General features: G+C 60.9%; 25 protein-coding genes and 1 tRNA gene. 18 read left to right on the top strand and 8 right to left on the bottom strand.

The genetic code is table 11. From position 1 onward, the window contains the following. Positions 1–142 precede the first annotated feature (142 nt). From AC0L3O_RS29385 to AC0L3O_RS29360, 6 genes are all read left to right on the top strand, one after another. The gene (locus AC0L3O_RS29385; RefSeq protein ID WP_473617383.1) at positions 143–2,020 is read left to right on the top strand and encodes an extracellular solute-binding protein; all 1,878 of its coding nucleotides are present in this window, start codon (positions 143–145) and stop codon (positions 2,018–2,020) included. After that, the gene (locus AC0L3O_RS29380) at positions 2,020–3,906 is read left to right on the top strand and encodes an extracellular solute-binding protein (protein WP_473617382.1); all 1,887 of its coding nucleotides are present in this window, start codon (positions 2,020–2,022) and stop codon (positions 3,904–3,906) included. Before AC0L3O_RS29385 ends, AC0L3O_RS29380 begins: the two co-directional genes overlap by 1 nt. 279 nt (positions 3,907–4,185) lie before the next feature. Beyond that, entirely contained in the window at positions 4,186–5,280 is a 1,095-nt protein-coding gene (locus tag AC0L3O_RS29375; protein WP_128247989.1) for a microcin C ABC transporter permease YejB, read from the top strand. Then, positions 5,280–6,419 carry an ABC transporter permease gene (locus AC0L3O_RS29370; RefSeq protein WP_128247990.1) on the top strand — a complete coding sequence of 380 codons (1,140 nt, stop codon included), beginning with the start codon at positions 5,280–5,282 and terminating at the stop codon, positions 6,417–6,419. The genes AC0L3O_RS29375 and AC0L3O_RS29370 overlap by 1 nt, the downstream gene beginning before the upstream one ends. Continuing rightward, positions 6,416–8,047 carry an ABC transporter ATP-binding protein gene (locus AC0L3O_RS29365; RefSeq protein WP_473617380.1) on the top strand — a complete coding sequence of 544 codons (1,632 nt, stop codon included), beginning with the start codon at positions 6,416–6,418 and terminating at the stop codon, positions 8,045–8,047. Before AC0L3O_RS29370 ends, AC0L3O_RS29365 begins: the two co-directional genes overlap by 4 nt. A gap of 32 nt (positions 8,048–8,079) precedes the next feature. After that, positions 8,080–9,021: a 2-hydroxyacid dehydrogenase gene (locus AC0L3O_RS29360; protein ID WP_128174064.1), complete on the top strand. Its 942-nt coding sequence runs from the start codon at positions 8,080–8,082 to the stop codon at positions 9,019–9,021. Here AC0L3O_RS29360 and AC0L3O_RS29355 read toward each other — a convergent pair. Beyond that, the gene (locus AC0L3O_RS29355; RefSeq protein WP_023802068.1) at positions 9,018–9,350 is read right to left on the bottom strand and encodes a hypothetical protein; all 333 of its coding nucleotides are present in this window, start codon (positions 9,348–9,350) and stop codon (positions 9,018–9,020) included. The two genes, AC0L3O_RS29360 and AC0L3O_RS29355, sit on opposite strands and share 4 nt — an antisense overlap. Positions 9,351–9,566: 216 nt before the next feature. Between AC0L3O_RS29355 and AC0L3O_RS29350 the strand changes: the two genes are divergently transcribed. Both AC0L3O_RS29350 and AC0L3O_RS29345 read left to right on the top strand, forming a co-directional pair. Beyond that, complete coding sequence (locus AC0L3O_RS29350; RefSeq protein ID WP_473617379.1) at positions 9,567–10,577, top strand: ligase-associated DNA damage response exonuclease; 1,011 nt, start codon at positions 9,567–9,569, stop codon at positions 10,575–10,577. A gap of 76 nt (positions 10,578–10,653) precedes the next feature. Then, positions 10,654–12,255, top strand: a complete 1,602-nt coding sequence (locus tag AC0L3O_RS29345; RefSeq protein ID WP_473617377.1) for a cisplatin damage response ATP-dependent DNA ligase — start codon at positions 10,654–10,656, stop codon at positions 12,253–12,255. A gap of 106 nt (positions 12,256–12,361) precedes the next feature. On the opposite strand, the gene AC0L3O_RS29340 is transcribed toward AC0L3O_RS29345, so the two are convergent. Then, complete coding sequence (locus AC0L3O_RS29340) at positions 12,362–13,594, bottom strand: hypothetical protein (RefSeq protein WP_473535862.1); 1,233 nt, start codon at positions 13,592–13,594, stop codon at positions 12,362–12,364. 340 nt (positions 13,595–13,934) lie between these two features. On the opposite strand from AC0L3O_RS29340, the gene AC0L3O_RS29335 reads away from it, so the two are divergent. Both AC0L3O_RS29335 and AC0L3O_RS29330 read left to right on the top strand, forming a co-directional pair. Further along, a tRNA-Thr gene (locus AC0L3O_RS29335) sits at positions 13,935–14,010 on the top strand. 1,134 nt (positions 14,011–15,144) lie between these two features. Beyond that, the gene (locus AC0L3O_RS29330) at positions 15,145–15,405 is read left to right on the top strand and encodes a hypothetical protein (protein WP_473535863.1); all 261 of its coding nucleotides are present in this window, start codon (positions 15,145–15,147) and stop codon (positions 15,403–15,405) included. On the opposite strand, the gene AC0L3O_RS29325 is transcribed toward AC0L3O_RS29330, so the two are convergent. From AC0L3O_RS29325 to AC0L3O_RS29305, 5 genes are all read right to left on the bottom strand, one after another. Beyond that, positions 15,402–15,611: a hypothetical protein gene (locus tag AC0L3O_RS29325; RefSeq protein WP_473535864.1), complete on the bottom strand. Its 210-nt coding sequence runs from the start codon at positions 15,609–15,611 to the stop codon at positions 15,402–15,404. The genes AC0L3O_RS29330 and AC0L3O_RS29325 overlap by 4 nt on opposite strands. An 859-nt stretch (positions 15,612–16,470) precedes the next feature. Next, positions 16,471–16,764, bottom strand: coding sequence for a hypothetical protein (locus AC0L3O_RS29320; RefSeq protein ID WP_473535865.1), 294 nt, complete (start codon positions 16,762–16,764; stop codon positions 16,471–16,473). Positions 16,765–17,284: 520 nt separating this feature from the next. Beyond that, on the bottom strand, positions 17,285–17,518 hold the full coding sequence (locus tag AC0L3O_RS29315; protein WP_473535866.1) for a hypothetical protein: 234 nt from the start codon (positions 17,516–17,518) through the stop codon (positions 17,285–17,287). Between the two features lie 144 nt (positions 17,519–17,662). Beyond that, positions 17,663–17,893: a hypothetical protein gene (locus AC0L3O_RS29310; protein ID WP_473617376.1), complete on the bottom strand. Its 231-nt coding sequence runs from the start codon at positions 17,891–17,893 to the stop codon at positions 17,663–17,665. Beyond that, entirely contained in the window at positions 17,893–18,447 is a 555-nt protein-coding gene (locus AC0L3O_RS29305) for an ATP-dependent DNA ligase (RefSeq protein WP_473617375.1), read from the bottom strand. Before AC0L3O_RS29305 ends, AC0L3O_RS29310 begins: the two co-directional genes overlap by 1 nt. A 223-nt stretch (positions 18,448–18,670) precedes the next feature. Between AC0L3O_RS29305 and AC0L3O_RS29300 the strand changes: the two genes are divergently transcribed. The 3 genes from AC0L3O_RS29300 to AC0L3O_RS29290 are packed head-to-tail and all read left to right on the top strand — an operon-like array spanning position 18,671 to position 19,298. After that, positions 18,671–18,862, top strand: a complete 192-nt coding sequence (locus AC0L3O_RS29300) for a DUF3606 domain-containing protein (protein WP_128244402.1) — start codon at positions 18,671–18,673, stop codon at positions 18,860–18,862. Next, on the top strand, positions 18,859–19,044 hold the full coding sequence (locus tag AC0L3O_RS29295; protein WP_128244403.1) for a hypothetical protein: 186 nt from the start codon (positions 18,859–18,861) through the stop codon (positions 19,042–19,044). The genes AC0L3O_RS29300 and AC0L3O_RS29295 overlap by 4 nt, the downstream gene beginning before the upstream one ends. A gap of 29 nt (positions 19,045–19,073) precedes the next feature. After that, positions 19,074–19,298 carry a hypothetical protein gene (locus AC0L3O_RS29290; protein ID WP_128188045.1) on the top strand — a complete coding sequence of 75 codons (225 nt, stop codon included), beginning with the start codon at positions 19,074–19,076 and terminating at the stop codon, positions 19,296–19,298. A 106-nt stretch (positions 19,299–19,404) separates the two neighbouring features. On the opposite strand, the gene AC0L3O_RS29285 is transcribed toward AC0L3O_RS29290, so the two are convergent. Continuing rightward, a complete protein-coding gene (locus tag AC0L3O_RS29285) occupies positions 19,405–19,710 on the bottom strand; it encodes a hypothetical protein (protein WP_128244404.1) in 306 nt (101 codons plus the stop codon). A 1,517-nt stretch (positions 19,711–21,227) separates the two neighbouring features. On the opposite strand from AC0L3O_RS29285, the gene AC0L3O_RS29280 reads away from it, so the two are divergent. The 5 genes from AC0L3O_RS29280 to AC0L3O_RS29260 all read left to right on the top strand — a co-directional run bounded on the left by AC0L3O_RS29280 (position 21,228) and on the right by AC0L3O_RS29260 (position 23,538). After that, on the top strand, positions 21,228–21,521 hold the full coding sequence (locus tag AC0L3O_RS29280) for a hypothetical protein (RefSeq protein ID WP_128244406.1): 294 nt from the start codon (positions 21,228–21,230) through the stop codon (positions 21,519–21,521). Between the two features lie 385 nt (positions 21,522–21,906). Next, positions 21,907–22,170 carry a hypothetical protein gene (locus AC0L3O_RS29275; protein WP_473617373.1) on the top strand — a complete coding sequence of 88 codons (264 nt, stop codon included), beginning with the start codon at positions 21,907–21,909 and terminating at the stop codon, positions 22,168–22,170. Positions 22,171–22,208: 38 nt separating this feature from the next. Further along, the gene (locus AC0L3O_RS29270) at positions 22,209–22,661 is read left to right on the top strand and encodes a hypothetical protein (protein ID WP_473617372.1); all 453 of its coding nucleotides are present in this window, start codon (positions 22,209–22,211) and stop codon (positions 22,659–22,661) included. Further along, positions 22,649–23,251, top strand: a complete 603-nt coding sequence (locus tag AC0L3O_RS29265; protein WP_473617371.1) for a hypothetical protein — start codon at positions 22,649–22,651, stop codon at positions 23,249–23,251. Before AC0L3O_RS29270 ends, AC0L3O_RS29265 begins: the two co-directional genes overlap by 13 nt. A gap of 53 nt (positions 23,252–23,304) precedes the next feature. Continuing rightward, positions 23,305–23,538: a twin-arginine translocation signal domain-containing protein gene (locus tag AC0L3O_RS29260; protein WP_353685274.1), complete on the top strand. Its 234-nt coding sequence runs from the start codon at positions 23,305–23,307 to the stop codon at positions 23,536–23,538. Positions 23,539–23,654: the final 116 nt, after the last annotated feature.

Below are 23,654 nucleotides of genomic sequence, written 5' to 3'. Positions count from 1 at the left end.
AAACTCTTAGAAAAGCCGGGTTCAGCCCGGCTTTTTCAATTGGAAAAGCGCATGTGCGGCGACAAAGCCGGCCTGTCGCGGTTTTCATGAGCGACAAATGAACTAGATTGTCCGCTAACAGCTATCGCACAGAGGAGAAGGCATGACGGTTGGCCGAACGTTTCTCAGATCGATGCTGGTTGTGGCGGCTTTTGCCGGCGGCCCGCAGGCAGCCTTGGCGGATGAATGGCGCACCACCTCGTCACTGATCGGCGACTCCAAATATGGCGACAACTTCCAGCACTATGATTACGTCAATCCGAACGCGCCGAAGGGCGGCTCGCTGAATTCGGTGGTGCTTGGCACGTTCGACAGCTTCAATCCCTATATCGTCCAGGGTTCCGCCGCGGCTGGCTTCGCCCCGTTCGGCGGCGGATTGCTCTACGACACGCTGATGGAGCAGGCGACTGACGAAGGCAGCGTCAGCCATCCGCTGATCGCCGACGCCTACAAACATCCCGACGACTATTCGTCGGCGACCTACCGACTTGATCCGCGGGCCAAATGGCATGACGGCAAGCCGATCACCACCGACGATGTAATCTGGTCGTTTCAGGTGCTGAAGGCCAATAGCCCGATGTACAGCCGCTATTTCGAGAATGTCACCGATGCGGTCGCGGTTTCCGGCCGCGAGGTGGAATTCCATTTCGACCAGAAGGGCAACCGGGAACTGCCCAAGATTCTCGGCGATCTCGTCGTGCTGCCGAAGCACTGGTGGGAAGGTACCGACGCCACCGGCAAGAAGCGCGACATCACCAGGCCGACGCAGGAGCCGCCGCTGGGGTCGGCCGCGTACAAGATCGCCAGCTTCAAGCCGGGCTCTGAAATCATCTGGCAGAGGGTTCCGGACTACTGGGGTGCCAAGCTGCCGGTGAAGATCGGCCGAGAAAATTTCGACAGGCAGCGTTTCAGCTACTTTCTCGACGACAATGCCGCCTGGCAGGCCTTCACCAAGGGCGGACTGCATGACATCAGGTCGGAAAACAGTTCGAGGCGCTGGAACACCGCCTATAATTTCCCGGCGGTCCAGGCAGGCGACGTCATCAAGCAGGAATTCAAGACCGCCTCACCCGAACCGATGCAGGCCTTCATGCTCAACACAAGGCGTCCGCTGTTTGGGGATCGTCTGGTGCGCGCCGCGCTGACTTACCCGCTCGACTTCGAGGCCATGAATCGTACCTTGTTCTTCGGTTCCAACACCCGTACCAGCAGTTACTTCCAAGGCACCGAACTGGCATCAAGCGGCCTGCCACAAGGCAAGGAACTGGAAATCCTTGAGCCATATCGCGACAAGCTGCCGCCCGAAGTCTTCACCCAGGAATTCAAGCTGCCGGTCTACGATTCGCCGCAGGCGGAACGCAAGTATCTCAAGACTGCGGTCGATCTCTTCGCCAAGGCGGGCTGGGTGATCAAGGGCGGCAAGATGGTCAATGCCAAGACAGGCGAGCCGTTCAAGTTCGAAATCCTCGGCTGGAACGATACCGACCAGGTCCTTTCCAGTCCCTATATCGCCAATCTGCGCAAGATCGGCGTCGACGCCACGCTGCGGCTGATCGACCAGACCCAATACATCAACCGCGTCAACAATTTCGATTTCGACGTCACCATATCGCAGTTGGGGCAGTCGGATTCGCCTGGCAACGAGCAGCGTGACTTCTGGAGTTCCAAGTCCGCAGACACGCCTGGATCGCGCAACTACGCCGGCATCAAGAATCCGGTCGTCGATGCGCTGGTCGACCGCGTCATCTTCGCGACCGACCGTGACGATCTGGTTGCTGCCACCCATGCGCTCGACCGGGTGCTGCTGTGGAATTACTATGTCGTGCCGCAACACCATCGGTCGGCGGTCTGGATGGCCTACTGGAACAAGTTCGGCATCCCGGAAAAGCAGCCGGCCTATAGCGGCGTCGACCAGAATTCCTGGTGGATCGATGCGGACAAGGAAAACGCGCTGGCGGCAAAATACAAGAGTGGCAATTGATGGCGGCGCTCCCCCGCCGCGTCTCGCTGGCCCGCCGCGACTTTCTGGCCTTGGGCGTCGCGGCCACGACGGCAGCGCTGTTGCCCGGCCGCGCCTTCGCCGCCATCCCGACGGGGGTCAAGCTGCATGGTCTGTCGGCCTTCGGCGACCTCAAATATTCCCCAGGTTTCACGCATTTCGACTATGTCAATCCGGACGCGCCCAAGGGCGGCCAGATGAATTTCGCACCGCCGAACTCCACTTTCAATCAGAGCTTCCTGACGTTCAACACGCTGAATTCGCTGGTGTTGAGAGGGGAATCGCCGCCGCGCACCGAACTCTGTTTCGATTCGCTGATGGCTAGCGCACTCGATGAGCCGGATGCGGTCTATAGCCGGCTTGCCGAGTCGGTTACCTTGTCGCCGGACCGCAATGGCTTCCGCTTCAGCCTACGACCGCAAGCACGCTTCCATGACGGCTCGCCAATGACCGCGGAGGACGTCGCCTTCGCATTGAAGCTTTACAAGGACAAGGGCCATCCGAACCTCTCCCAGGCGTTGCGGCATATGACGGAAGCGGTTGCGGCCGATCCGGTTACCGTGGACCTCACCTTCAACGGCAAACAATCCGCGCAGAATATCCTTGCGATCGTCGCCATGCCGATCGTGTCCAAAGCCTTTTATACGGTCAATGATTTCGATGCCTCGACGATGACACCGCCGCTCGGCTCCGGACCTTACAAAATAGGGCGCGTGGCGGCCGGACAGACCGTCGAATATGAGCGCGTCGCCGACTATTGGGGCAGGGATCTGGCCGTGAACCGCGGCGTCTATAATTTCGACCGCATCCGCATCGATTTTTACATCAATCGCCAGGCAGCGTTTGAAGCCCTGAAGAAGGGGGACACGCATTTTCGCGAAGAATTTACCTCGCGGGTATGGGCAACCGGTTACGACTTTCCGGCACTGAAGGACGGCCGGGTCGTCAAACGCGAATTTCCCGGCGAGAAAACGCCATCCATGCAGGCTGTCGCGCTGAACCAGCGTCGTGCTCAATTCCGCGATGTGCGCGTCAGACGCGCGATCGCCAATTGCTTCGATTTCGAATGGACCAAGCGGGTTCTGTTTTACGGCGCCTACGAGCGCTCGCAATCGAATTTCGAGCGGTCGGATTACAAGGCCGAGGGCCTGCCCTCGCCCGAGGAATTGGCCCTGCTGGAGCCGTTCCGAGCCGAGTTGCCGCCGGAAACCTTCGGCGAAGCGGTGATGCAGCCTGTCTCCGACGGTTCGGGCCACGACCGCAAGCTGCTGCGCGCGGGTTCGAGACTGCTTGCCGAAGCCGGCTGGAAGCGGGCGGGCAATTTCGTTGTCAATGAAAAGGGCGAGCCACTGCGGGTGGAAATGCTGGCCGAGGACGACGGCATCGTTCGGCTTTTGTCGCCGTGGGCCGAGAACATGAAAACGATCGGCATCGACGCTTCGATCCGGCAGGTCGATTCGACGCAATATGAACAGCGGCAGAGCAATTTCGATTTCGATTTCACCCTGCTCGCTTGGTCGATCGGGGCGACGCCGACTGCCGACGGCCTGGAGATACTCTACGATTCGCGGATGGCGAAAACGCCGGGGATGCGAAATTATCCCGGCACGGAGAGCAAGTCCATCGATGCACTGATCGAGGCAGCCGGCAAGGCGCAGAGCCGGGTCGAACTGATCACGGCGCTCAAAGCGCTCGATCGGGTCTTGCGCGCGCGGCTAGACTGGATTCCAACATATTATCTCGCGAATCACCGAGTCGCCTATTGGGACATGTTCGGCTTTCCCGAGCAGAAGCCCGATTTCGGCTTTCCGGTCGAGGCGCTGTGGTGGTTCGACAAGGACAAGGCGGCAAAGATTGGCAAAGGGTGAATTTCTTGCAGGCGTCGGCGCCGCCCCTCACCTGCCTGCCGGCATCCTCTCCCCGTATAGTGACGGGGAGAGGGGCGCCTTCATCGATGGTTTCGCCAATCACAAGCGTGGCAGTAAAAGCGCCGAGATTGCGGCCAGCCCCTTTCTCCCCGTCACTACACGGGGAGAAATGTCCGGTAGGACAACGAGGGGCGGCGCTGGCGTCGATAATTGGTCTGACGCGACTGCCTTGGGAGGCCGTCCAAACACAGTGCCCCTCCTCACGGAGGACCATTTCTGATGGGCGCCTATATCCTGCGCCGCATCCTGCTGATGATCCCGACCCTGTTCGGCATCATGGCAGTGTCTTTCGCCGTCATCCAGTTCGCGCCGGGCGGGCCGGTCGAACAGGTCATCGCCAGGCTGACCAACCAGGGCGGCAGCGATCGCCTTGGCGGCGGCGGCGGTGACGCCGGCGCCAGCAATTTCGACGTGGCCGGCGATGCCGGTTCGAGATATCGCGGCGCACAAGGGCTCGACCCCGAATTCATCGCCAAGCTGGAAAAGCAGTTCGGCTTCGACAAGCCGCCGCTCGAGCGCTTCGGCATGATGCTGTGGAACTATTTCCGGTTCGATTTCGGCGACAGCTATTTCCGCGACATTTCAGTGATCGATCTGATCCTGGAGAAGATGCCGGTGTCGATCTCGATCGGACTGTGGATCACGCTGCTGTCCTACCTGATCTCGATCCCGCTCGGCATCCGCAAGGCAGTCAAGGACGGCTCGGCATTCGACGTATGGACCAGCGGCGTCGTCATTGTCGGCTACGCCATTCCGGGCTTCCTGTTCGGCATCTTGCTGATGGTGCTGTTTGCCGGCGGATCGTTCTACGACTGGTTCCCGCTGCGCGGCATCACCTCCGACAATTGGGACCAGTTGTCCTGGCCGGCGCGGATCGTCGACTATCTCTGGCACATGACCTTGCCGCTGACGGCGCTGGTGCTGTCGGCCTTCGCCACCACGACGCTGTTGACCAAGAATTCGTTCCTCGAGGAAATCCGCAAGCAATATGTGGTGACCGCGCGCGCCAAGGGTCTGTCGGAACGGCGGGTTCTCTACGGTCACATCTTCCGCAACGCCATGCTGATCGTCGTCGCCGGCTTTCCCGGCGCCTTCATCTCGGCCTTCTTCACCGGCTCGCTGCTGATCGAGAACATCTTTTCGCTCGACGGCCTCGGCCTGCTCGGTTTCAGGTCGGTGGTCGAGCGCGACTATCCGGTGGTGTTCGCCAATCTCTACATCTTCTCGCTGCTTGGTCTGATCGTCGGGCTGCTGTCCGACCTGATCTATACCTGGGTCGACCCGCGCATCGACTTCGAGCGGAGAGACGTCTGATGGCCGGGGCCGCAGCCGAAACAGCGCCGGGCCGGATCGCACGGCCCTGGCTGTCGCCGCTCAACCAGCGGCGGCTGCAGAATTTCAGGGCCAACCGGCGCGGCTACTGGTCGTTGTGGATCTTCCTCGTGCTTTTCGTGCTGTCGCTGTTTTCCGAATGGATCGCCAACGACAAGCCGGTCCTCGTCTCCTACAAGGGCGAAATCCTGTTTCCGGTCGTGGTCGCTTATCCCGAGGAGAAGTTCGGCGGCTTTTATGCGGTCACCGACTACCGCGACCCGGTCATCCAGGACGAGATCAATGCCCATGGCTGGATGATCTGGCCACCGGTCCGCTACTCGTACCGGACCGTCAACAACGCCATCCCGGAGGCGGCGCCGACCAAGCCGTCCTGGCTCTATGACGTCCAGACACGTTGCAACCAGTATCCGCAAGGTGCCGCCGACCCCAATTGCGTCATCGGCAACTGGAACTGGCTGGGCACCGACGACCAGGCCCGCGACGTGCTGGCGCGCGTCGTCTACGGATTCAGGGTCTCGGTGCTGTTCGGCCTTATCCTCACCGCCGGCTCGGCGGTGATCGGCGTGACGGCCGGCGCATTGCAGGGTTATTTCGGCGGCTGGACCGACCTTCTGTTCCAGCGCTTCATAGAAATCTGGTCGGCGATCCCGGTGCTTTATCTGCTCCTCATCGTCGCCGCCATCCTGCCGCCCGGCTTCTTCATCCTGCTCGGGCTGATGCTGCTGTTCTCCTGGGTGGCGCTGGTCGGCGTGGTGCGGGCCGAGTTCCTGCGCGCCCGCAACTTCGAATATGTCAACGCCGCGCGCGCGCTGGGCGTACCCAACGGTACTATCATGTTTCGGCATCTGTTGCCCAACGCCATGGTGGCGACGCTGACCTTCCTGCCCTTCCTGCTCAGCGGCTCGATCTCGACGCTGACCTCGCTCGACTATCTTGGCTTCGGCCTGCCGCCCGGCTCGGCCTCGCTGGGCGAGCTCCTCAAGCAGGCGCAGCGCAACCTCAACGCGCCATGGCTGGGCATTTCCGGCTTCGTCGTCATCTCGCTGATGCTGTCGCTGCTGGTCTTCGTCGGCGAAGCGACCCGCGACGCCTTCGATCCGCGCAAGACGTTCAGATGAGCGAAGCCCCTCTCCTTTCGGTGCGCGACCTCAGTGTCGCCTTCGCGCAGGAAGGCCGCCAGTCGATGGCCCTCGACCACATCTCCTTCGACATCGCCAAGGGCGAGACGGTGGCGCTGGTCGGCGAATCCGGCTCCGGCAAGTCGGTCTCGGCGCTGTCGGTGCTGAAGCTGCTGCCCTATCCCGCCGCCAGCCATCCGTCGGGAAAGATCCTGTTCCAGGGCGCCGACCTGCTCGCTGCCGACGAGAAGGCATTGCGCCGCGTGCGCGGCAACAAGATCACCATGATCTTCCAGGAGCCGATGACCTCGCTCAACCCGCTGCACACGATCGAGCAGCAGATCGTCGAGGTGCTGACGCTGCACCAGGGGCTAGGCGACCGCCAGGCCAAGGCGCGCACGCTGGAGCTGCTCAACGAGGTCGGCATCCGCGAGCCGGAGAAGCGGCTCGACGCTTATCCGCACCAGCTTTCCGGCGGCCAGCGCCAGCGCGTCATGATCGCCATGGCGCTGGCCAACGAGCCGGAACTGCTGATCGCCGACGAGCCGACGACAGCGCTCGACGTCACCGTGCAGGCGCAGATCCTCGAGCTGCTGGCGGAGTTGAAGAGCCGCAAAGGCATGTCGATGCTGTTCATCACCCATGATCTCGGCATCGTCAGAAAGATCGCCGACCGGGTCTGCGTGATGACCAAGGGCAAGATCGTCGAGACCGGGCCGACGAAGGAAATCTTCGCCAAGCCGCAGCACAGCTATACGCGGCATCTGCTTGCCGCCGAACCGAAGGGCAAGCCGCCCGCCCCCAACGCTGCCGCCAAACCTGTGATGACGGGCCGGGACGTCAAGGTCTGGTTTCCTATCAAGAAAGGCTTCTTCCGGCGCATCGTCGACAATGTGAAGGCGGTCGACGGCATCGACGTCACCGTGCGCGCCGGCCAGACGCTCGGCGTCGTCGGCGAATCCGGCTCTGGCAAGACGACGCTCGGCCTGGCGCTGGCCAGGATGATCTCGTCGACCGGGACCATTCAGTTCAACGGGCGCGATATCAACGAACTGTCATTCAACGCCATGCGGCCGCTGCGGCGCGAGTTGCAGATCGTCTTCCAGGATCCGTTCGGGTCGTTGAGCCCGCGCATGTCGGTCTCCGAGATCATCGAGGAAGGGCTGAAGATCCACGAACCGAAGCTGTCGCCCGATGAGCGCGACAAGCGCATTGTCGATGTGCTCGGGGAAGTCGGGCTCGATCCCGCCACGCGCAATCGCTATCCGCACGAGTTTTCCGGCGGCCAACGCCAGCGTATCGCCATCGCCCGCGCCATGGTGCTCAACCCGCGCTTCGTCATGCTGGACGAGCCGACCTCGGCGCTCGACATGAGCGTCCAGGCGCAGGTGGTCGACCTCCTGCGCAGCCTGCAGGCGAAGCACGACCTCGCCTATCTGTTCATCAGCCACGATCTGAAGGTCATCCGTGCGCTTGCCAACGACGTCATCGTCATGCGCAATGGCAGGATCGTCGAAGCCGGCCCGTCCGAACAGATTTTCGAACGGCCGCAGACCGACTATACCAAGGCGCTGATCTCGGCCGCATTCAGGATCGAAACGGCGCCGGTCGGCATCGTCAGCGAGTAGCCTGTACCCGCATAAAGGAAAACGAACCCGCCATGGAAAAAGGCCGCGTCCTGCTTGCCCTCACCGGTATCCATCCAGGCCGTTGGCGCGAACTCTTATCGACCGAACGCGAGGTGGCGCTCGAGCCGGAAGGCGCCAGCGATCCTTCAATCACCTATGCGGTGGTTTGGAAGCAGCGGCCGAACCTTCTGTCGTCCCTGCCCAATCTGCGCGTTGTCTTTTCGATCGGCGCCGGCGTCGACCACATCTTCGCCGATCCCACCTTGCCCGACGTGCCGATCGTCAAGGTCGTGGCCGACAATTTGACCCACTACATGACTGAATATGTCGTCTGGCGGGTGCTCGATCACCATCGCCAGGGCATGCTCTACCGGTCGCAGCAGCAAAAGAAGATCTGGCACGAGCCGCCGCAGCGGCCGGCCGGCGACATCTCCGTCGGCATCATGGGGCTCGGCACGCTTGGCCGCGCGGCAGCGTCGGTGCTTTTGTCGCTCGGCTTTGCGGTCAATGGCTGGTCGCGCAGCGAGCGGCCGATGGACGGCGTTGCAACCTATGCGGGTGAGGCCGGATTGATCCCCTTCCTCAACGCCACCGACATTCTGGTGGTGCTTTTGCCACTCACTGCGCAGACGCATGGCATCATCAACTATGGCGTGCTGAAGGAGTTGAGGAAACGCAACGGCCTAGGCGGCTCGGTGCTGATCAATGCCGGGCGCGGCAAGTTGCAGAAGGACGCCGACATTCTGCGTGCGCTGGAGGACGGCACACTCAAGGAAGCAAGCCTCGACGTGTTCGAGGTCGAGCCGCTGCCGAAGACCAGCCGGCTATGGAGCCACCCAAAGGTCTTAGTGACGCCGCATGCGGCGGCGACCTCCGATCCCGTGCATCTGGTGCCGATCATGCTGCGCCAGATGGCCGCCTTCGAGCGCGGCGAGAAGCTCGAGAACGTCGTCGATCGCAACGCGGGGTATTAACCCGGCTTGCCACATTCGCGGCGGGCGATCGACCGGTTCATGGCGTCGATCCGGCCACTTGCCTGTTCGACGTCGCGCTGGGCCTTGGAACGGGCATCCGGCGTGAACGGGCCGAGGCCCACCCCGGGATCGGAGAAGGACGGCTTGGCATCCTGCGGAAGGCGATATTGCTGCGCCAGCCGGTTTCGTTGCGCCACCAATTGATCGCAAGGCACGCTGTCATATTGCAGCGAGGACTGGACATTCGCGTCCTGTCGCTCGGCGATCGAGGTGCCGACGCAACCGGCTATTGCCAGGCAAGATGCCAAGACCACCAAGTTCCAGCGCATGCAACGTCCTCCTTGTCGGTGTCCTGCCCTTTCGGGCATGCGAATCGGACTTTTTCGCAGCCGCCGCCACGTGTGGCGCAGGTGAACGAAAAGGGTCGCCGGACAAGGCCTGATGCGATTTCGTGATGGAGATCCCGCCGACAGTTGCCTGTATGCCGAGTCAGCAGTCACTTGCAACAGGCTTCCCGCGCCGGAATTAGCAACTATCTTGGAGCCATGCGCGCCAGCGACCTGCTTCACCCTCGGCCCGAGGGCCTTTATTGCCCGCCCGGCGATTTCTTCATCGATCCGGTGCGGCCGGTCAGCCGGGCGCTGATCACACACGGCCATTCCGACCATGCCCGTTCCGGCCACCGCTCGGTGCTGGCTACACAACAGACGCTGGACATCATGCGGCTGCGCTACGGCGAGGGTTTTGCCGGGACGACGCAAGCGGCAGCACTTGGCGAGGCGATTGCGCTGAACGGCGTCACCGTAACCTTCCATCCGGCCGGCCATGTGCTGGGCTCGGCGCAGATCGAGGTCGTGCATCAGGGCTCATGCATCGTCGCTTCGGGCGACTACAAGCGCCAGAGGGACGCGACTTGCGAGCCGTTCGAACCGGTCAAGTGCGACGTGTTCATCACCGAGGCGACTTTCGGCCTGCCGGTGTTCCGTCATCCGCCCGATACCGAAGAGATCGCCCGCCTGCTGAAATCGACGGCGCAGTTTCCCGAACGCGCGCATCTGGTCGGCGCCTATGCGCTCGGCAAGGCGCAGCGCGTCATGCGCTTGCTGCGCGACGCCGGCTACGACAGGCCGATCTATATCCACGGCGCGCTGGCCAAGCTAAGCGACTACTATCAGAGCCAGGACATCGAGCTCGGGGCGCTGGAGCCGGCGACCGTCGAAAGCAGCGGCAAGGAGGATTTCACCGGCGCCATCGTCGTCGGCCCGCCATCGGCGTTCGCCGACCGCTGGGCGCGGCGCTTTCCCGATCCGATCTCGTGCTTTGCCTCCGGCTGGATGCGCATCCGCCAGCGCGCCAAGCAGGGCGGCGTCGAGCTGCCGCTGATCGTTTCCGACCATGCCGACTGGGACGAACTGACCGCCACGATAAGGGAAACCGGCGCGGAGGAAATCTGGGTGACGCATGGCCGCGAGGAGGCCCTGGTGCGCTGGTGCGAACTCGAAGGCATCGCTGCCAGGCCGCTGCATCTCGTCGGCTATGAGGATGAGGGCGATTGATGGTGGTCACGGCCGATGTAGCGCTTCACGGCGGCGCGACAGAACGCAAGGCTGGCCCATTGGCGCGGCCCGCATTATGAACCGCTTCGCCGAACTCCTCGACCGCCTCGTGCTGACGCCGTCGCGCAACGGCAAGCTGAAGCTGTTGAGCGATTATTTCCGCAGCGTCGAGGATCCGGATCGCGGTCTGGCGCTGGCTGCCATCACGGGCGACCTGACCATCGCGGCGGTCAAGCCGGCGATGCTGCGCGCGCTGGTCATGGAGCGCATGGACCCGGTGCTGTTCGGCTATTCCTACGACTATGTCGGCGACCTAGCGGAGACGGTGTCGCTGGTCTGGCCGCAATCGCCGGCAGATATCGCCAACCATGAGCCGACGCTCGCCGAGGTCGTCGCGAAATTGCAGGCGGCGAGCCGTTCCGACGGGCCGAAGGTGCTGGCCCGGCTGCTCGACAGCGCCAGCATCTCGGCGCGCTTCGCCATCATCAAGCTGGTCACCGGCGGCCTGCGCATCGGCGTTTCGGCGCGATTGGCCAAGCAGGCGCTGGCCGATCTCGGCAAGGTCGACATCGCCGAGATTGAAGAACTCTGGCATGGGCTGACGCCGCCCTATGCCGAGCTGTTCGCCTGGCTGGAGGGCAAGGCGGAAAAACCCAAAAAGACAGCGCTGGCGCTGTTCCGGCCGGTGATGCTGTCCAACCCGATCCACGACGGCGACCTCGAAAAGCTCGATCCGGCCGACTATGCCGCCGAGTGGAAATGGGACGGCATCCGCGTCCAGGCGGTATCGGAAGGCGGTGTTCGCCGGCTCTACTCGCGCACCGGCGACGATGTCTCCCGGGCTTTTCCTGACCTCGCAGAGGCGATGGATTTCTCCGCCACCCTCGACGGCGAGCTTCTGGTCGGCGATCCCCGGCAGGCGACCGGCACGTTCTCGGACCTGCAGCAGCGGCTGAACCGCAAGAGCGTGAGACCGAAGATCCAGCAGCAATACCCGGCCTTCATGCGCTGCTACGACGTGCTTCAGATCGGCGACGAGGACTTGCGCATGCACCCTTTCCGCGAGCGGCGCGGCCGCCTCGAAGGCTTCGTGCAGACGCTCGATCCGAGCCGCTTCGATCTTTCGCCGCTTGTCGAATTCTCCGACTGGCAGGCGCTGGAGGAATTGCGCCGCAAGCCGCTGCATCCGGTGATCGAAGGCGTGATGCTGAAGCGCTGGGATTCGCCCTATCTCACCGGCCGGCCGAAAGGTCCATGGTTCAAATGGAAGCGCGATCCGCACACAATCGACGCCGTGCTGATGTATGCCCAGCGCGGCCACGGCAAGCGTTCGAGTTTCTATTCCGACTACACGTTTGGCGTGTGGTCCGGCCCGGAAGGATCGGAGGAACTGGTGCCGGTGGGGAAAGCCTATTTCGGTTTCACCGACGCGGAACTGAGGCAGATCGACAAATATGTCCGCGACAACACGATCGAGCGCTTCGGCCCGGTCCGCTCGGTGCGGGCCGACCGCAGACAAGGCCTGGTGCTGGAGGTGGCGTTCGAAGGGCTTAACCGCTCGACACGGCACAAATCCGGTGTCGCCATGCGCTTTCCGCGCATTTCACGGCTGCGCTGGGACAAGCCGGCGGCCGAAGCCGACCGCATCGAGACGCTGCAGGCGCTGCTCGATAGTTAGAGCGACGTGCGTCCAATTGGACGCACAAAGTACGCTCTAACAGTTATAATCTACGCATCGTGCTTTCCGAAAATCGATTCCGATTTTCGGGCCGATGCGTTGAGGCTCAAGGAACAATCGCGACGCGGATCTCGTAGATGTCGACCGACTTGCCCTGCTTGTCGAAGTCGGAATTGATGGCGATGGTGCCGGCAGCGCCCGGACGCTTGTCGGGAAACCGCACATCGAAGAGGTATTCGTTGCGCTCGTGGCCGACCGCGTAGCGCTTGCGGCCGCAGTCGCCGAGTTCGCCGAAATTGCAGTCGACGGAGATCTGCGTCTCCTGGCCCTCCTCGGAGCGGGCGATGATGTCGAACGTGGCGTGCTTGCCGGCGAGTTTGTCCAAGACCCCTTGCTCGACGTCGAAGCTGATCGCCGAACCGGAGGCGCCCGACCGGATGCGCAGGAAAGAACCGCTGTCGTCCTGCATGACTTCGGCCTTGGCGTCCGAAGGCGCGCTGACAAGCGTCGGGTCGCTGGGTGAAAACACATTGATCCAGTCGCGCTCCGCCTCGCCGGAGTTCAGCGGCGGGGCGGTGTCGCCTGGCGGCGTGAAATCATCGTCTTCCACCGTCGGTGGCGTTTGCGGCGGGGCGGTGTCGAGTTCGGCCGCCGACTTGAAGACGCCGGTCTGGGCAGCGAAATAGAGGCCGATGCCGGCGGCTGCGAGCAGCGTCACGCCGAGGAAGATCGCGGTGAGAGGCAGGCGGGGGCCTCTCACCCGCCTGTCGTCGCGGTCGGGCATCACCTCTGCGTCGCCGTCTCCGGCCGATCGGGGGGACGACAAGTCGATCTCCGGCGCATCGGGAAAAGCCGCTTCGGGCATGATGTCGGGAACGACCGGCAAGACGCGCGAGCGAGGCGCATAGGAAGCTGGGGGGGCGTCGGAAGCAAGAGGCGCGACCGATGCAGGAGGCTCCGCCGGACCGTCGACAACGACCTCGGGCGGCGGCGCCGGTTCAGCGTCGGCGCCGGCATCCGGTTCGGCATCGGCATGGGGTTCGGCATCGGCATCGGCGTCGCTGCCAGCCGGCTGCTCCACATCCGGTGCTGCAGAGTCGTCATCGGTCGGCCGGCCGACAGCGGGAACCGCCGGCAGGAATTCGGATTCGATTTCGGTTATCTTGGCCTGCACCGCCTTGCGGCGCTTGATGGCGACTTCCACCGTCACGTTCGGGTTGGCCTGCAGGGCACGATCAAGTGCGGCGAAGGCCGATCGGTAGACCCGCTCGCGAAACGCGCGGTCTTCGGCATTGCCTTTCTCGAAGGCATTCCGGATCGCTTTTTCGATCGCGTCCAACGGGGACCCCCTGCACGTAATGGTCACATTGTCATGATCGTTAGCCGCAGGCGACCGATCAATCAACGGGCCAGCGGCCGCATTCTGCCTTGGCGATGCATCCAAAGCCGATTTCGGCGGTTTTCGGTAAAGGAATCAACATTTTTCGCCGGTTTCCCGATGCAGCGCCAACGCGACGTCGCACAACCTGGCGTTGAAGCTTCGCACAACCGCATGGCCGATCGGTGCGGCGGTCGCTTATAGGCCCGGGATGAGCCGGCACGAATTGCCAAGTCCCATCTTGAATTTGTGGCGGGTTGCGTCTATCACCCAGCGCATCTTGGAGGCCTTGGCTTCCCGGGCCGCTTTAGCTCAGTTGGTAGAGCACATCATTCGTAATGATGGGGTCAGGTGTTCGAGTCACCTAAGCGGCACCAGTTTTCTCTTCGCAAAATCAATTGCTTAGTTGATGGCCGGTTTTGCCCGCATCCGCGAAAATCATCCGGGGCACCGCAGGGGCACCCCCAGACGCATTTTCAGCCCCGAAATAATATTTTTGCTCCAGGCCCTGACTTTCGGGCAGACTTGCGGAAAGTCCAGATCCTTTCGCGGGCGATGTGACATCACCAAAACCTTGGCCAAAGCGACGGACAGCGAGCCCCTGGTCGACCAGACCTTGCGGGGCGGCTCGCGACTGCGGATTTCTGTCCAGCAGCCATCTACTCACCATCTATTTTAGACACCCTGACAGTTTCCATGAGGCGGTCAGACGACGCTGGCCAGCTTCGACATTTGGGGCGAGGCAAAGTCTGGCCGACTGCTCGAATGAAATTCAGGCTGCGGCGTGCACGGCAGGGAAACGGAGTGATGGGTTGCCCATGGAAAGCAAAACTGGGAGCGCATTTTTCCAATGTTTTCCCCGGTGTGGGAATTCCCACAGCCGAGCCTGGTCCGACTGGCATATCCTTGTTTGCAACATCCAGGCCTGCGCAGAAGCCATAAGGTGTCCCGCGATGGGTCAATAAGTCTGGCACGGCAGTTGCATGGTCAGGTATGGGGGAATGGGGCGGAGGCCCGTCGCTTCGCAAATGTAGCGGCGGGTCTTCTGCATAGAGGTCGCGTCCCAGTCTACGCGCTGCCGTCCGTCTCGCTTTCCTCGTCTATCGCCCGGACCGGCAGTAAGCAGCTGTAGGTATCGGCGAAGTCGAGATCGAGGAAGACAGGGAGTGTCTACGAAGTGGTCCTCGATGCGCTGCGGCCAAGCGACCTATTAACCGGAAACCTGTTAACTAAATTGGCCTAAGCCATTGGCTCTTATAAAGCTTTTTGAACTAACTCCCCCTCGGGAGCATGCGCGAAATTACATTCCGAATAGGGGGTAATGGCCGCGATTACCACGCTATAGCAACGGGCCGTTCTGATAGCGGTGCAGGTGGCGAATTTTTGCAACGGCCCTACGGGAAACACTCAAAAGGTTCAAAAGCCTAAGATTTGGCCGCTATCCCGCTAAATGAAAAGCCCGCCACCGTGAGGCAGCGGCGGGCTTAGGCAGTTTTTGCCGGGGTTCAGTGATGGTCGCCCAACCCGCGTTTTCTACGGGGTTGCTTCGTAATCGGATGCGCTGCAAGAAACGCCTCGTCCGCCGCGATGAGCTTGGCGACTTCATCCGCACTGATCGGCAGGTATCGGTCCTTTGCGGCTTCTCGTTTTCATTGGACGGCCAGGAGATCGGGCGCTGGAACTCGGATTTGATCGGCCACAGCCTGCCGGCTCCTGTCGACGCTGATCATCCGTTTGTCAGAATAGGCGCTAGATCGATCCTCGTCCTCTAGGACGTACATCGCGTGAATGCTTTTCTCTTGCCAGTAAGCCGTTTCCGCTCTTGCCAGGCTGGTGACAGCATCAGCCTTGCGCCAAGGTAGGCGGCGCGCCTGACGCATGAGCTGATTGTGGTGTCGATGAGGACGGCATCGGGCAGCGGATCAAGGCACTGCTGCACGAATGCAGCCAGCGCCTTTGTCTTGACGCCGGCGCTCATGCCTTGCCCGGCTCCCAGCGAAACTCTTTCTCCAATTTCTGCTTTTTTGTGCGGGGCCGCAGTTCAACAACCGTACCGTCCCGCGCGGGAGTTGGTAAGATATTCATCGCGAGAGCTAACGCTTCATGCAAGCCTTGCCGGATGCCACCATCTTGGTCGAACACCCAAACTGAAGGTTCGGTTCTCAGAATGCGTGTTGGCTTTTTAGCCTCGTCGAATTCTAAAGTTGCAGATAGAACCCGCTGCCTGGTGCCGGCATATTGGGGCAGAGTATCCTTGCCGATATTAGGCCTTCGACTAGCCGGAGCGACATGCGCAGAGGCTCCCCTTCATTGGGAAAAAGGTAGTGTCGGGACATTCAACTGCTCTCCATCGAAGCGCGGACTCACAGACATGTAGTTCTTACCGCACCTGGCACTACATTCGACGTGCACGTGACCGGCTTGGGACGCGGCGGCGGCTCGTTTACCGGCCGATTGGCGGATATGCTCGTGCGACATTGCACATAGGCATCCGTTCCGACTCGCGCGCCAAGCAATCGGCAATAGGCGTCGTCCTGAGGAGCCATTGATCTATTCATGAGGTATTGGCGAAGCGCCGGCTTGTTACTCGCGAGTAATGTAGCGGAGCCTTCGTCCATGCCCTGCTGCTGTAGCCACGCAACTGTTTTGGACTTGCCGTCGGATTGGCATCCGCCGATGGCGCATAGAAATATCACCATCCAAATCTTAGCCACCCACGTTCCCCCAAGTCGCCTAAATCACTAAGTCACCTAAATCGTGCAGGTCAGACCTCGCATAGGCAAGGCTTCCTACGCTTCCTACCGAAGAGCGCGGCAGAATAGCTATGGTCGTCACCGTCAGCCGGGAGGAGTGTAGAGCGGCTCTGCGCATCGATGAACCAAGCACTGGCCATCGCGCGTCGGCACAAACCCTACCGCTGGGATTAACGACCAGTCGCACGCATTGCTGTACCGGCGGACGTAGAGGGCATAGGTGTTCGGTCCGGTGGTCAGCACCGCCGAGCCTTGGCTCTGGATTAGCGCCTGCGTCTGTTGGCAGGTCATGGCGCGGGTGTCCGGCCTGGCCTGGGCGAGGTTGGTGAAGGCAAGCATGACCGCTGCCGAGGTCAACGCAATCCGGCGAATGGACATGACGAGACTCCATGATGAGCCATTTGGTTGACAAACTCGCATGTCGCAGGGCAGCTGTGCAATGGCGGCCTCCAAATCGGAATTCCGGACTGGAGCAAACTGCCCGCCCCGTGCGCACCTGACGGCGTGCCGCGGACCATCTGGCAGCATAACCATGACCTTCGCCGGCTACCGACTAAAAGTGACTATCTGGGATAGTTCGGCGATGTCGCCGTAGATCATCGAACCTTTGACGAGAAAACACTTATCACCGAGGACGTCGAAGAGTGAGCTTGACGCGGTGCAAACCGGCAGATTCTTCGAATTGGCGTACGTACCGAGCGTCGCGGTTTCGACCTTACGGTCCGCGGCTTCGGCATAGCTGACGCTGATCGCGAGGATAGCGAAAGCAAGGTGGCTCGGGGATAAGTAAGCTCGCGACATGCATCAAAATAGCACCGGCCCTTGATAGGCTTCGTCCATCGATTGGATGAAGCGGTCCATTATATTAGCCATCACTTGACTAAGGTGCCGGCCACCCTCAGCCCCTTCGTTCGAAAGTTGGCTTCCAATCGCGATTGCGTGCCCGCTGCTGGCCTTCGTAGTCAGGAATGCATGTGAAGAACACCTGCCGGCGGTCACGGCCGGCAGCCTTGCAATTTGAGCAGACAAAGAGCCCGACCAGGTCGTCATGCATCGAGCCGTGGGCGCGGCCAAGCCTGTCAATCAGCGCCTGGATGTCGAGCTTAGCACATCGGGTGTCCGCAATTGACATAGATGCTTTCGCGGGCGGCCAGAGTGTCGGCGAGGTCTTTTGAGGCATGGCGATTCTCCGTTGAAGGGCTCGCCGCAACGGGAGGAATATAATCCTGAGATTAGCGCCGGCAAGCTCGCCCGACGGCTTTTCAACCGCTAGCTTTCATCCCAAAAATCCTGCAGCGAGGGCGTGGCGCAAGTCTTCCTCGCCGCGTAGGTGCTTGACGCGGGCCTTGATGCCCGGCTTGACCCACTGCGTTGCCGGCCGCTTTGGCATATCCTTGGGCGGTGGCCCGGCATGTTCCTGCACGCGCTTCCATAACCGCTCCCGCATCTCGCGGTTGACGCTCACAAACGCACTGCCGACATAGTTCCTGGTGCCTGGCTCAGCCATCAGAGCAAACGCCGGCTGCCCCTCTCGCGTTCAACTCCGAGAGGCTCGAACTCGCTTTCGGTGAAGGACTTGGTTTTCAGCCAATTGGTGGTCGGACCGCTGCGATATTTGCTGTCTCGACGCTTCGATACCATCCCCTCCAGGCCGGTAGCGTCGATCAGATGATAGATCGCATTAGCCTCGCCTGGCATCGTCTTGCTGAACCGGATTCGACTATCAGACCCTATAAGGCCGGCCAGGATTTCCCGCCGATCCTCCAGTGCCATGTCGCGCAAGTCGTGGCCGTTGAGATGCAGCAGATCGAACGCGACGAAATAGAGGTCGTGCTGGCGCCTGGTGATTGCCTTGCGCAGCGCGGCAAAATCCGAAAGGCCAGCCTCATTCAAGACGACGACTTCGCCGTCGATGATGGCGTTCTGTACGTTGAGACCTTTGGCTGCCTCGACCAGATCGCGGTATTTGGAGGTCCAGTCGAGACCGCGGCGGGTGAAGATACGCGCACCGCCGGGCGTCGATGATGATCTGGGAGCGGTAGCCGTCGAATTTGGCTTCATGCATCCAGTCATCGCCTTGGGGCGGCTTGGCGACCAAGGTAGGCATCATCGGCGGAATGAATTCAAGCCGGCCGACGCCGGTACTTACAATTTTACGCACCCGTTCGATTCTAGGCGGCAGGCTTACATTAGCCAGAGTGAACGGAACGTGATTCCCAGGGCTGCAGCAACAAAATCCCGTTTTCGACGTTGCCACCGATCCGAAGCTCATCAGGAGAATGACATGGCCGACGATAAGAGCAAGCGAGACTTTCGCGATCGCAATCGCGTGTCCGCCGACGAAGATTACGAATTGGAATATTTCGCTCGCGAGAATGACGTGACGATCGAGCAGGTCCGCGAACTCATCGAAGCCAACGGCAACGATCGTGAAGCCCTGATAGAAGCCGCGAGGGTATTGCGGGAGCGGAAATGAGATATCGGACCAACAACGAAGGCACAGGATATCGAGGCAAGGACCACGACCAGCCAATCAAGCCCGAGGCGGAGCATTTCGAGCATTGCCCCGTTTGTGGACAGGACTTCGACAAGCGCGATCTTGGCCAGGTGCTTCATCATGCCGAGCCGGAGCACCAGCCGCTTCCGGTAGAACAGTAGACCCTCCTATTTGGTCAGGGAGAGGGCATATGGGTCTGGTTTTTACTGGCGAAGAGGGAATCACTGAGCGGTTCGAGTTGTTGCTTGAAGCCTTTGATGGAACAGAGCGTGTCCTCGTCGTGACATCGACCGAAGCGATCGAAGACTTCGGCTTGGATGCCGTCCGTGAAATGGCATCTAAAAAATACGATGCAGGGCAGTTGGACGAGATGGGCCGCGTTAGAGTTCTGACTAGCGACCTGCAAGGTAGGTAGCCCGCCACCGTGAGGCAGCGTGGCTTGTTCCATGGCGAGGTTGACCGTGAAGGAAATCAGCTCCCCCAGGGCGCTGCCGCCTGTGAGTTAAATGAGAGAAGGAAACTCAAGCACGCCATAGAAAGTACCAACGAGCGATGGCGTACCCTACCAAGCCCAACATTGAGAGCACATACAGAACCAGGAAAAACGGAACCACGGACGGTTGGCTGTCGAGGGCGGCGTCAGCTTCTTCCCATTCCTCAACCAGATTGCGATCCCGCCCGGCCTCCGTGACCGCCAAACCGTCCGGCCCAATTTTACCGTCGATCTCTCTTGAAATTCTTTTCTTGATATCGGCGAGGATCACTGGATCCTCGGGCAGGTTGCCCCGAAACCCCTCAGGAAGATTGTCGCCATCGTTCTTGTCCATGGCGCCAACAATGTTCTCTGCCTCACTTATGTTCCAAGTTTCTAATGTAAAATTTTGACCAAGAGCCGGTCCAACGGCGCCGGGAAGGAACAACACAACCAACCCTCAACCAGCCACCCAGACAAGCAGTGCGACGCCGATGGCGTAGGGAATCAGAACAACCGCCAACGCCACCCAAAAGCTGGATCTGCCAAAGCGGCCATTTCGCTGAGAAGTCGCTTCATGCCGGCGAAACGCGCACCCGCGCCCGGTGTTCCGCCAAGAAAGCCCGCGTCCTGAGGGAGAGGACGCGGGCCGATCGGAGGACCCCCGATCACAGCATTGGTCTCGTATCAATGCTGCGGATATCTAACCCGCGGGCCCAAGGTTGCGTTCCATAAGGAAATCCGCGGGGTGCAGCTAGGCCTTCTTGTCCTTTCGGTTCCTCTTCGGTTTCGCTGCCGATTCAGCAGGAAGTGTGGTTTCGGCCTTTAGTCGTTGCTCCCGCAGCCGAGCCGTCTTTGCATCTCGTGCCAGGCGCTAAACCTTTATCAACGCCCGAGCAGCGTCTGACGTGCGCTCCTGTCTGTCGTGTTTTATGGGCGAAGGTTTGCCTTTCCCTGATTGTTGGCACCGATCTGACGCGGTGCAGCCTTGCCCCACCGAACCGCTGTAGCGAGATCGTGTTCCTTTAAGAGAACAAAAAAGCCCGCCGCACCATTCGGCACGGCGGGCGAGAGTCCTAGTCGTTCACCAGGCACGAGGGGTGGGCGGGGGTGGTGTGCCCAGTGCGCGGAAATCCTACGCGCGCCGGCTGCGTCGCGTCTAGCAACCGGCGGTTGGCACCTCGCGGCACCGCGGGCTTACGGTGGCGCTTTGCCCTTAGGGAGAGTAAGGTTTCCCGGTCGCCCAAACCTTCCGGCAATTGAGCGCTTGAGAGCGAGCAACGTGCTTTCGCCTGACCAGGGAGAAGCACGATGCACCAGCTCTATTCCAACCTCGTCACTCACTATGAGAGGGCGGTGTCATTCCAAGACAGAGCTGTAGAGCATGAGCGCCGGTGCGGACATATCCTCCCGGAAAGCGAAACCCTGCTAGAAGTTCTGATCGAGAATTTGGCCGAAGCCCGTCGCGCCCTCGATCGGGAGACCCACAATCATCACTAGCTCACCGCCAAGCAGCTGTCTGGAAGCCGTCGGCTCGCTTCATTGGGATTAGTTCCGATATTAACGGATCGTTGACCGCGGCGCCGCCGAGGTTTCGGGACTCTACGATAACCTCAAGCTGCTGCGGTTCGCGGTTCATGCTACTGCCTCCCGATGCTTTTCGTTGCAAGCCGCAGATCACGATTACCCTGCTCGAATTGCATCCCAAGTACCTTCCCAAGCGATTGATGATCCACAAGCCGATTAAGGTGGACGGCAAGATCCTTTGGCACACGGAAAGATTCCGGGGATGAGCACCATCACTGGAACATTCCTTTTGTCCGCAGGTTGGTTTGTGAGCGCGTTCGTGCGCTTAACAGAGGAGAAAGAAATATGAAACGGATACTTCTGGCAGCGGCCGCGTTGGCGCTTTCCGCCGGGCTTTCCTTTGCCCAGACGACGAGCGGAACTTCGGGCGGAACTTCTACGACAACGACAACGACCACGACCACGCCCAGCACTGATCAGGGAACTGACACAACCACCACCAGCGGCACGAACCCGGCCAAGGATTGCGCACCTGGCCAGCAGACCGGCAGCGCGCAGGAGGCCGCCCCTGGTCAGCAGGACACGGACGCCAAGACCGCCGCCCCCGGCCAAATGAAGAAAACCACCGACGATTGCTGATTGGGCAACACCAAGGGGAAGGCCGGCGCCGCTTAGGGGAGTTGGGATAGATAGCCTGTATTGGCGCCGGCCGGCCGGATGGGGTTCGCCGCGGTGAATAGTATCGAGCTTGGCGAACCCGCTAATTACGCGAGAGCGGTAGACTGAAGCCCTACGCGCTCCCGTCTGTTTCGCTCTCTTCATCGATTTCGCGCACGGGCAGATAGGCGGCCCGATAGTCCCCGCACCATGTTGTCGGCATCGCTCACGAGGCGGCAGGGGGTGACGGAATTTTTTGGTCCCGTGCAGCGTTTATTATCGTTCGGCTGCATTCCGTTTCGCGGAACCAGAACCCGCGAACCCGAGATGTTCCCCGAGTGGCAATCTTCTTCGGGAGGATCGTGACATGCAAAAGCGTCTCCACGGTGTATTTTTCGCTGTTTTCCTATCATCAACGCTGATCCCCGCCGTCGCTCAAATGAGCGCAAAAGGACCGATAAGCGGGAAGGATTTTGACGACGCGGCCGCCGAGCAGGCCAAGCGATATCTGGAGAAGGCCGCGAGACATTCCGCTTCGACACGTTCGGCAGCGAGGATTTTTGGGGCGGCAAGCTTAAGCTGCATGAAGCGATTGCCGGCGAGAAGCTGGGCGGCACAGGGCCCGGCCTGAGCCCGCAGAAAGCCCTCGAACTCGGGCTCAAGGTCGATGTGAATGCCATTCCCAAGGACGTGGCCGAGGCGCTCAACAAAGGCGAGGTCGATCTCGCGGACCCGGCCAGCACGCTCGTCCTACTCAGGGCCAACGCCGTTGTCGGTGTGACCGGCTTTTTTGCCGAGGATGGAAAGACGCTGACCTCGGTCGGCATCCAGTGCGCCGTGTGCCATTCGACGGTCGACGATACCTACGCCCCTGGCATCGGGCACAGGCTCGATGGCTGGCCCAACCGCGACCTCAACATAGGGGCGATCGTTGCCCTCGCACCTGATCTCACGGCGTTCACCGAGATGCTGCAGATATCCGAAGCGGAGGTGAAGAAGGCGGTTGAGGCGTGGGGTCCCGGGAAGTTCGATGCCGAACTGAACCTCGACGGCAAAGCATTCCGGCCGGACGGCAAGACGGCCGCCACGCTCAATCGGCGGCGTTCGGATTGGCCGGTGTAAACAACCACACCTGGACCGGAGCTTGGGGCACGGTTAGCTACTGGAACGCTTATGTCGGCAATCTCGAGATGCACGGCAAGGGTGTGTTTTACGATCCACGCCTTGATGACGCCGAGAAGTATCCGGTCGCAGCACGAACGAAGCAGGGCCACAAGCAGGACAAGGAAGATCGGATCACCGCCAAGCTGCCGGCGCTTCACTTCTATCAGCTCTCGCTGCCAACCCCGAAACCGCCGGAGGGCGCCTTCAACAGCGCCGCCGCGGAGAAGGGAGAGGCTCTCTTCAACGACAAGGCCAAATGCGGCACTTGCCACGTCCCGCCGCTCTTCACCGAACCCGGCTGGAACCTGCATACCGCCGATGAGATCGGTATCGACGATTTCCAGGCGATGCGATCTCCGGACGAGCGCTACAGGACGGCGTCCTTGCGGGCCTTGTGGGACGTGGAAAAGATCCACAAGGGCGGATTTTACCACGACGGCCGGTTCGCCACGCTCAACGATGTTGTCGAACACTATGACGACCATCTGGGCCTTGATCTGACCGATCAGGAAAAGCGTGATCTGATCGAGTACCTCAAATCGATCTGACCCGGCACTTGACGGCACCGGCGCTTCTTTGGGTTGCTAAGGGAGGAAAGATCATGAAAGACGATCGTGGTGAGGCAAACGGCGGGTCGGCACACGGTGCGCCAAGCCAAACGCTGTCTCGCCGGAAATTTCTGAAGGTGTCGATGACCGGCGCGGCGATTGCCGGTGCAGGTGGGCTTGCTTCCTGCATGACGGGCCAGCCTACGGCGCGAGGCGCGGGAACAACGCCAAAGCCTGTGGCGCTTTATCAGGATTCTCCAAACAAGGGTCGCGTCCACTGGCCATAGCAAGGCGCAATCCGAGCCGAATTACTGCAACGTTGCCGGCTGGAGCCGTCTATGGATCAAAATTCTGATGTGCCGACCTTATGCCAAGCATTGGTTCACTGTGGCGTCCGCGAGGC

This window comes from Mesorhizobium sp. WSM4810, from assembly GCF_055811235.1.
The sequence above is the reverse complement of the archived record's forward strand: the minus strand, read 5'-3'. Positions and strand labels throughout refer to the sequence as shown.